At 35.0% G+C, this 8,253-nt stretch carries 8 protein-coding genes and 1 pseudogene; 5 read left to right on the top strand and 4 right to left on the bottom strand.

The genetic code is table 11. The features are described from left to right. A pseudogene (locus LB465_RS10925) lies at positions 1-197 on the bottom strand (IS1595 family transposase); the annotation flags it as partial. Between the two features lie 370 nt (positions 198-567). Here LB465_RS10925 and LB465_RS10920 point away from each other — a divergent pair. The 3 genes from LB465_RS10920 to LB465_RS10910 all read left to right on the top strand — a co-directional run bounded on the left by LB465_RS10920 (position 568) and on the right by LB465_RS10910 (position 1,915). Continuing rightward, positions 568-876, top strand: coding sequence for an FAD-binding oxidoreductase/lyase (locus LB465_RS10920; protein WP_224469895.1), 309 nt, complete (start codon positions 568-570; stop codon positions 874-876). Between the two features lie 73 nt (positions 877-949). After that, complete coding sequence (locus tag LB465_RS10915) at positions 950-1,381, top strand: hypothetical protein (protein ID WP_224469894.1); 432 nt, start codon at positions 950-952, stop codon at positions 1,379-1,381. Positions 1,382-1,696: 315 nt separating this feature from the next. Then, positions 1,697-1,915, top strand: coding sequence for a hypothetical protein (locus tag LB465_RS10910; protein ID WP_224469893.1), 219 nt, complete (start codon positions 1,697-1,699; stop codon positions 1,913-1,915). 537 nt (positions 1,916-2,452) lie between these two features. Here the strand turns inward: LB465_RS10910 and LB465_RS10905 are convergent. The 3 genes from LB465_RS10905 to LB465_RS10895 all read right to left on the bottom strand — a co-directional run bounded on the left by LB465_RS10905 (position 2,453) and on the right by LB465_RS10895 (position 3,576). Then, positions 2,453-2,731: an integrase core domain-containing protein gene (locus tag LB465_RS10905; protein WP_317198438.1), complete on the bottom strand. Its 279-nt coding sequence runs from the start codon at positions 2,729-2,731 to the stop codon at positions 2,453-2,455. A 69-nt stretch (positions 2,732-2,800) separates the two neighbouring features. Beyond that, positions 2,801-3,301, bottom strand: a complete 501-nt coding sequence (locus tag LB465_RS10900; protein WP_224469891.1) for an IS3 family transposase — start codon at positions 3,299-3,301, stop codon at positions 2,801-2,803. After that, positions 3,298-3,576: a transposase gene (locus tag LB465_RS10895; RefSeq protein WP_224469890.1), complete on the bottom strand. Its 279-nt coding sequence runs from the start codon at positions 3,574-3,576 to the stop codon at positions 3,298-3,300. Before LB465_RS10895 ends, LB465_RS10900 begins: the two co-directional genes overlap by 4 nt. Positions 3,577-3,939: 363 nt before the next feature. On the opposite strand from LB465_RS10895, the gene LB465_RS10890 reads away from it, so the two are divergent. Beyond that, entirely contained in the window at positions 3,940-6,669 is a 2,730-nt protein-coding gene (locus tag LB465_RS10890) for a substrate-binding domain-containing protein (RefSeq protein WP_224469889.1), read from the top strand. A 241-nt stretch (positions 6,670-6,910) separates the two neighbouring features. Then, positions 6,911-8,251, top strand: coding sequence for a sugar porter family MFS transporter (locus LB465_RS10885; protein ID WP_224469888.1), 1,341 nt, complete (start codon positions 6,911-6,913; stop codon positions 8,249-8,251). The last annotated feature ends 2 nt before the right edge of the window (positions 8,252-8,253 follow it).

Raw genomic sequence — 8,253 nt, 5'->3', positions numbered from 1 at the left:
GCAGTGGCAGATTCGATATGGTGGCAAATATTGCATTGCCTGGCAAAATCCTTACGTACTTGACAAGCATTGTGGTTACATCTTGTACATTTAAAGCCATTTTTGGACTTGATTGAAGCAAGGTATTCCTTGCAATCCTCGTTAGATTTGAACCGATCAGAGAACTCCAGAAGATTTTGACCCTTAAAAACATCCATAATTTTAAATATTTACTGGTAATTAAGATACGTATTTAAATACTGACCTCTATTGTTTTATTTAAAATTTAAAATTCTTTTAATTAATGTCTTACAGCTCGTTTATTAAGCTTCAATTTCATCGTTTCCGTATATCAGTTTTTAAAAAATCACCCATAGATAGCTTACCAAAAATAACCTTAAATAAGATATATTTTATTTATACACTTCTGATATATAGCATTAATTTATTTCTACAAAGTAACAGCTATTAAGAAGGTCATATGCAACACTGCAGGGTGACAATTATCCCTAGGGTATTTTCTGGGAGTTTAAAGACAAAGAAAAATATTCTTTTCGCTGCTATAAGCGAAACGGAAAATCTTATCTTGTGGCTGTTGATAAGTCATACAAAGTAGGGCAGGCTCAGAATAATAAGTTATTGGAATCCTTGGAGAACTACTTAAAAGAAAAATTTCCGGTAGCTGAGATCACACATTTTTGGGGTGGTCAAAATTATAAGTCTGCAGATCTTTCTATAGGGAGAAAAAGTATAAATAAAAATGAATTTATTGCCACAGGCTTTTCAACCGACGGATTGATTTACGGAAGCCTAGCCGGAAAAATTATTTCAGATTTAATTACTGAACGAAAAAATGAATACGGGAAGTCTTTTATTCAGGAAAACTCCACAGAATAGATAATGATGAAACTCAAAGAAATCCATCCCCCGGTTTTAATAGTAATAGAAATATTAAAGGAGAATTTTAAATATGACTTTTAAAAATGTTATAAGCTGGAGTATTGCAGGACTGGGATTTTGTTTAATTGCTTTTTTCTTATTCAAACTGGAACAGGCTTTTTCAGAAATAGAAACAGCGCAAGTTGTTCAACAGGCTATTCAAAATTTTCAAATTAGTATATGGATTGGATGGATCTTAATCACGGGTCCAGCTATTTATCTTCGATGGAAATATGGCAATCAGTTACTTTTTATTATAAATTACCTTACCGTTATCACGGCTTTTATCTTCTTAGGCTTTTATGTAAATCGAGGAGCAGAACTTGAGTTGTGGTCACTTGGAGATTCCTTTAGGGAGAATGTAATTTTTATGGTAATTATGAATATTTTACTAATTTGTGGGATGACGGCCTTCGTTCAGGCAGCCATCTGGTGGTTTTCTAAAAAGTGGCATCGTAGGTAATTAAAAATGAATCAAACTAATTGCAGGTGATTTCTATAAACCTAACAGTTAGCAATTTAATAAAGTTTGTTGCTTAGCCTGGATTATGAGGTATTGGGTTTGTATAATATTGATGCTATAGCATTGATAAATAGAGGGGGAATAATAAATGTTCCGTGAATTTTATATTTCTGAGCAACAGTTTAAAGATGAAAAGTAGAAGATAGAATTTTTAAAATTAGTTCTGGTTTGGCGCACTTGATTAAAAATTAATTATCTTACCGGCTTTTGGTAATAAAAAGAAAAATTATATTATTTTACATTTAAATATTAATTATGGGTAGACCTTCCACAAAAGCTAAAGATCTGAGAGATGGATATTATATTGAAGTCCGGAATAAAAACCAAAGAAGCGGTATCAAAATTCGAAGAGATACCAAAGAGCAATTAATTCTCGCTATTGAAGAATATAAAGAGAGTAAAGAAGTGATTATTTTAGGTAAATCTGAGAACGGAAAAATGAAAGATATTCCAGATCTTGAAATTGACTCTTAGCTTTTAAAACGTACAGGGGATTGGATATAGATAGAAATATTCAATCCCTTTAATTTTTATAACAGAATACCATAAATAAACAGAAGTCTGAAAGATCCAAAAATTTGTTTCTAATAATGTTTATTTCTTTTCAATTCCTGGCGAATTCCTTTGCCAATTTTCAGTTGTTACCAATAGTTACAATATTGTCAAATTGAGCTTGCTTTTTGGCGCCCTTGTTGCACAGGTCTTTACCTTATTAATGCATTTAATGTTACAATTTGTGAACTATTATGGGGTTGATATCCGTTCACTGGTTAAAAGTAGATAGGAAGTGAAGATTAATAGTTTTTAAATAGAATAATAACAGTGAATTTTTTAAATAGCTTAACTCTATTACAGCAATCTAAAGCGGAACCGAAGAACTCTGCTGGCAGAATAAATAAGCCGACTTTTTCCAGTCGGCTTATTTATTTAGTAACACCTTGTATAACATATTTTTAGTGAATTTTACAATACTCCCCATCTGTAAGACAGTTTAAAGATATTCATAATTATTTATGATGCTATTTTTTTGAGGTTATAAATTTGATCAGGTGGAACTTTTCCTATTTCTGTATGTCTTCTCTTGGTATTGTAGAATTCAATGTACTGCCTTACCATTTGATAGAGATCTACACCTCCGTTGGGAGGGTTTAAATAGATCTTTTCATATTTGAGTGACTTCCAGAAGCGTTCGATGTAGATGTTATCTAAGGCTCTTCCCTTGCTATCCATGGATATTCGTATGTTATGCTTTTTAAGTACATCAATATACTGAGTACTGGTGTATTGCACTCCCTGGTCGGAATTATGTATCTCAGGTGCTCCATATTGGACGATAGTGTCCTCTAAGAGTTCTATACATCACTCTTTATCCATAGAATTTGAGATACTCCAGTTAAGGATTTTTCTACTGTATACATCAATAATTGCATTCATATACATAAAGCCACGAAACATAGGAATATAGGTGATGTCGGTCTGCCATAGCTGATTGGGTCGCTCTATTACCAGGTCCTTTAGCAGATAAGGGAACTTATAGCTTTTAGGGTCTCTGATGGTAGTTTTAGGCTTTCTATAAATGGTTTGTAATCCCATAACCTTATACAAGCGTCTTATCCTTTTGACGTTTACATGGTACCCAAGATCAAGGTTTAGGAAATCGGTCATGCGTTCTACTCCATAGTAGGGATGTTCCAAAAATTGAACATCTATATCCTTCATTATCCTAAGATTGAGTGGACTCTCGCTCTTAGGCTTATAATAGAGACCGGAGCGATGAATATTAAGAATAATATATTGTTGAACAAGACTTAGCCTTGGATGGGATTTAACTACCTTTTGTCTTCTTTCGGTAGTGCTCATTTGCCCAAGACTTTCTTTAAAAAATCATTTTCCACTTGTAACTGGCCGATTTTACTATAAAGGGGTGCGGTATCCGAATCGGAATCATCTTTCTCTGATTTGGATCCAAAGGCAAGATCTGCATTTTTTAAAAACTCCCGCTTCCAACTGGATATTTGGGTAGGATGTAGTTCAAATTTTGCGGCAAGATCTTGCAAACTTGTCTGATCTTTGATCGCTTCAATAGCTACTTTAGCCTTGAAAGAGGCACTGAATTTTCTTCTTGGTGTTTTCATAATGACAGGGTTAAATTACAACTTAATTTCCTGTCCTATATTTGGGTAGTATTATATTTTATGAGTTAATAAATTTTCATTTAAATTGATTCTTGTTCTTTTATGAATAGTAAAATTAAAGGATCACACTCATAACTCGCGCTACTTTAAAAGTTAAGGCTTCACAGAAATGTGAGGTCTTTTTAATGTTTTGGATACAACAATTTTAATCTTTACAAATCTATAGTCGCCTCATTTTACTCTAAACGAAAATAATATAAAGGAATAAGGAAGGAATGAAGAAAGAATTAAAGAAATTTGTATCATTATGAATTAATTAACAGGGCATTCAGTAGCTGTTTAAATATTTTTTATAAAGAGGTTATGAAGAATCTATGTTGTATAGTTTTAATTATTTTTTCTTTTGCGATCATCTCTTGTGAGACAGATAGAAAACAAGATGATGTTTATACAATAGGATTTGTACAGGCAATGACTACCGATAATTGGCGGAAAGAAATGAACAGGGCAATGGAGGTAGAAGCTTCAATGCATCCCGGTTTTAGCCTTCAAATTAAAGACGCTCAAAATGATGTCTCCAGGCAGATTAGACAAATAGAAGAGTTAATTTCTAACGGAGTAGATGTTTTAATAGTTTCCCCCATTCAATCGGTTCCTATTACCCCGGTTATAGAAAAAGCAATGAATGCCGGGATTCCTACCATAGTTATAGATCGTAAAATTGAAGGAAGTAATTATACCGCCTATGTGGGGGCAAATAATGTTGAAATCGGTAAAAATGCAGCGAATTATATTGTTTCCAATTCAAAGCCTAACCAAAAGTTGGAGCTGATTGAAATAACCGGACTTCAAACTTCTTCCCCAGCTTTTGAACGTAGCCAGGGTTTTAATGAAGTCATGGGTAATCAGGGGAACATAAGTATTGTGGCATCAATTGCAGGGGATTGGGAAAAAACTTCCGTTGGTGATAATTTGAAGTCTATATTAGATTCGGTGGGAAGTACAGATTATATTTTTGCGCATAATGACCGTATGGCAATGGGTGCGTGGGAAGTGGCCCGTAGCAAAAATCTTGAAGATAGCATCCAAATTATAGGGGTAGACGGGCTTTTTGGTCCAAGCGGGGGCATACAACTCGTAAAAGAAGGTGTTCTCACAGCTACCGTGCTTTACCCCACTGGTGGTGCTGAAGCCATAAAGCTTGCAGTTCAACTAATGGAAGGGGACCAGATAGATAAAAACAATATTCTGAGTACTGTAGTTATAGACAAGGTGAATGTAGAAATCATGCAGAATCAGTTCAATAAAATGAACCAGCAGCAAAATGATATCGAACAGCAACAGGCCGTAATCAAAGAACAAGTAGCTACTTATAACTCACAATCCAACCTTTTAAAGATTATGGTTGGCTTAATTCTTTTGCTTTTATTATTAGGTTTTTGGGCTGTTTATCTGGTATTTAAATTAAAGAAACGAAAACGTAGGTTGGAACTAAATAATGAGAAAATAATTACCCAACGAAATCAAATTGAAAAGTTTGCGGAACAATTAAAGATCTCCAATGAAGTAAAGATCAATTTTTTTACCGCCCTTTCTCACGAATTTAAAACTCCGCTAACATTAATTACCAGCGCAATAGAGAGTATATCACAAAATCCCCATAAACAACTTAAAGATTTTACTTATGAAACTAACCTTATCAGTAAAAATTCAGTTAGGTTATTGAGGCTTATTAATGAACTTTTGGATTTTAGAAAATTAGAAAGTGGCAGCTTTAATCTTAAGCCGTTAAAGACTAACTTATTTGAATTTATAAGTAATATATATGAAGATTTTGAAACCGAAGCAATACGGAAGTCAATTGCCCTACACCTGGAGGCAAGTAATAAAGAGGTGATGGTTTATATGGACCGCGATATGATGGATAAGGTGTTTTTCAATATGCTTTCCAACGCTTTTAAATTCACCCCTAAAAATGGTCAGATTAGTATTCAGATAGAAGAGACAGGCGAGGATAAAGTTGAGGTGCGCTTTAAAGATTCAGGGATGGGGATTCCAAAAGAAGACTTTCAAAAGATATTTGATCCTTTTAGACAGGCTGGGAATAATACCAAGCCCAGCTCTGGGTTGGGACTCTATATTACCAGGCAGTTTGTTGAATTGCATAAAGGTAATATTTCGGTCTCATCCCACCAGGGTGCGGAATTTAAAATTGAATTACTGCTGGGGAAAAATCATCTTTCAGAATATATATTTTCAGAAGATACTTCAGAGACTCAAATGGAAAAATCAGAAAAGGCTTTGCAGAGTAGCTTTATTACTGAAGAGCTTCCTGAGTCTTTAAATGAAAATGCTGAAACTATTTTGATTATTGAAGATAATGAAGATCTATCTTATCTTTTGAAGAAAAGATTGCTAGGAGATTACCAGGTAGAACTTTCTGATGGTACAGACGCTATTGAAAAAGCAATGGAAATAATTCCCGATGTTATTATTTGTGATATCAACCTTCCGGAGAAAAGTGGTTTTGAAATTTGTAAAGAACTTAAAAGCGATCTACGCACTTCTCACATTCCAACATTAATTCTCACGGCATTAAGCGATGAAGAATCTCGTATAAAGGCTTTAAGAGCCGGAGCTGACTCTTATATATCTAAACCTTTCAGCTTTGATATCTTGAAGGAATCTTTACGAACTGCATTGTTTAACAGAGAAAAACTTCGCTATTATTATACTAATAAAATAGATCAGGTAAAAGACAATAAGTTTGAAGATTCCGAACAGACTTTTCTAAAAAATCTCAATCAGATTATTGAAAAGAATTTAAAGCATACCCGTTTTAATGTAGAAGACCTGGCACAGCAAATGGGGATTTCCAGGGTGCAACTTTATCGAAAGGTTAAGGCTATTATGGGAATTAGTATTAGCGATTATATAAATGCTCAGAGATTGAGCAAAGCTAAAAGTCTTCTACAGGAAACGAATTTAAACATCTCCGAAATTGCCTACGAGGTTGGATATGCTTCTCCAGGCTATTTTTCCACCTCCTTTAAGAATAAGTATGGTGATACTCCAAAACAGTTCAGAAACTAATTTGTAAAGGCTACATCGATTTCGAAAATGCCATTAACTACGTATCAAATTTAAACTTTTTGTATCAAATACTAAACTATAACGGTTTCGTTGATTTATATAAAAAGCGATAAAGGCCTGTAATTTAAGCACTTCACAATTAATTTCGATTTAATTAACAATTTTATAATCATTTTAGGAATTCCTAAAATACAAGCAGAAGTTTTAAGCATAGTTTAGTTTCATACTTAGAAATTAAGATATGAGTAAAATTTTCGCATGGTCAATTAGTGCTGCTTTAGCAGGCTTTCTTTTCGGATTCGACACCGTAGTTATTTCCGGTGCCGATAAACAGCTTCAGGAATTATGGGGCACATCTGATGCTTTTCACGGTTCTATCGTTATGGCGATGGCGCTTTGGGGAACTGTAGTAGGTGCTATTTTTGGAGGAATTCCCACAAATAAATTTGGAAGAAAAAATACCCTTATAATAATAGGAGTACTTTATCTTCTTTCTGCCTTGGGTTCAGCTTTCGCAAACGACCCCATTACCTTTGCCATTTTTCGATTCCTGGGAGGTTTAGGTGTTGGTGCGTCAACAATTGCAGCTCCCACCTATGTATCAGAAATTGCACCACCTAAGGATAGAGGTAGGTTGGTGTCTCTTTATCAATTCAACATAGTTTTAGGAATTCTAATCGCTTACCTATCTAACTATTTACTTCGCGATACGGGTGCCCAACCCTGGCGCTGGATGGTTGGAGTAGAGGCTATTCCGGCATTTATTTATATAGTTTTCGTGGTATTTATTCCCAGGAGTCCACGTTGGCTTATCTCAAAATCCAGAAATGAAGAAGCGGCTAAAATACTTCAGGATATCAATCCGGAGGCCGATCTGGAAAAACGAATGCTGGAAATTAAAAAACAGTCTGAAAGTCAGATCACCGGGGAGAATATCTTTATGAAAAAGTATCGCTTTCCACTGATTCTTGCATTTTTAGTAGCATTCTTTAATCAGCTTTCAGGGATAAACGCTTTTCTGTATTACGCTCCCAGGATTTTTGAATCGGCAGGTCTTGAGGCCAATACGGCCTTACTAAGTAGTATAGGAATAGGCGTGGTGAATTTACTGTTCACCCTTCTTGGAGTTTTTCTAATCGATAAAGTAGGAAGGAAAAAACTGATGTTTGCTGGCTCCATAGGCTATATTATCTCTTTATCCCTGGTAGCAGCGGCATTCTTCCTGAATTGGGGCGGGCTTTGGGTGCCTATTTTCCTATTCTTGTTTATTGCGGCACACGCGATAGGCCAGGGAGCGGTAATTTGGGTATTTATTTCTGAAATATTCCCTAACCACTTAAGGGCCTCGGGACAGGCATTTGGCTCTTCTACGCATTGGGTACTGGCTGCTATTGTACCTTCTTTGGTACCGGTACTTTTTACAACAATTGGCCCCGGTTATGTCTTCGGCTTTTTTGCCTTTATGATGGTTTTACAACTATTCTTCGTGATTTTTATGATGCCCGAAACCAAAGGAAAAACCCTCGAAGAACTGGGCGAAGAATTATCCCCGAGTAAAAACAAACAAGCTTTTCAACAATAAAA

Origin of the sequence: Salegentibacter lacus (assembly GCF_020164555.1) — a bacterium.
Lineage (GTDB): Bacteria > Bacteroidota > Bacteroidia > Flavobacteriales > Flavobacteriaceae > Salegentibacter > Salegentibacter lacus.
The sequence above is the reverse complement of the archived record's forward strand: the minus strand, read 5'-3'. Positions and strand labels throughout refer to the sequence as shown.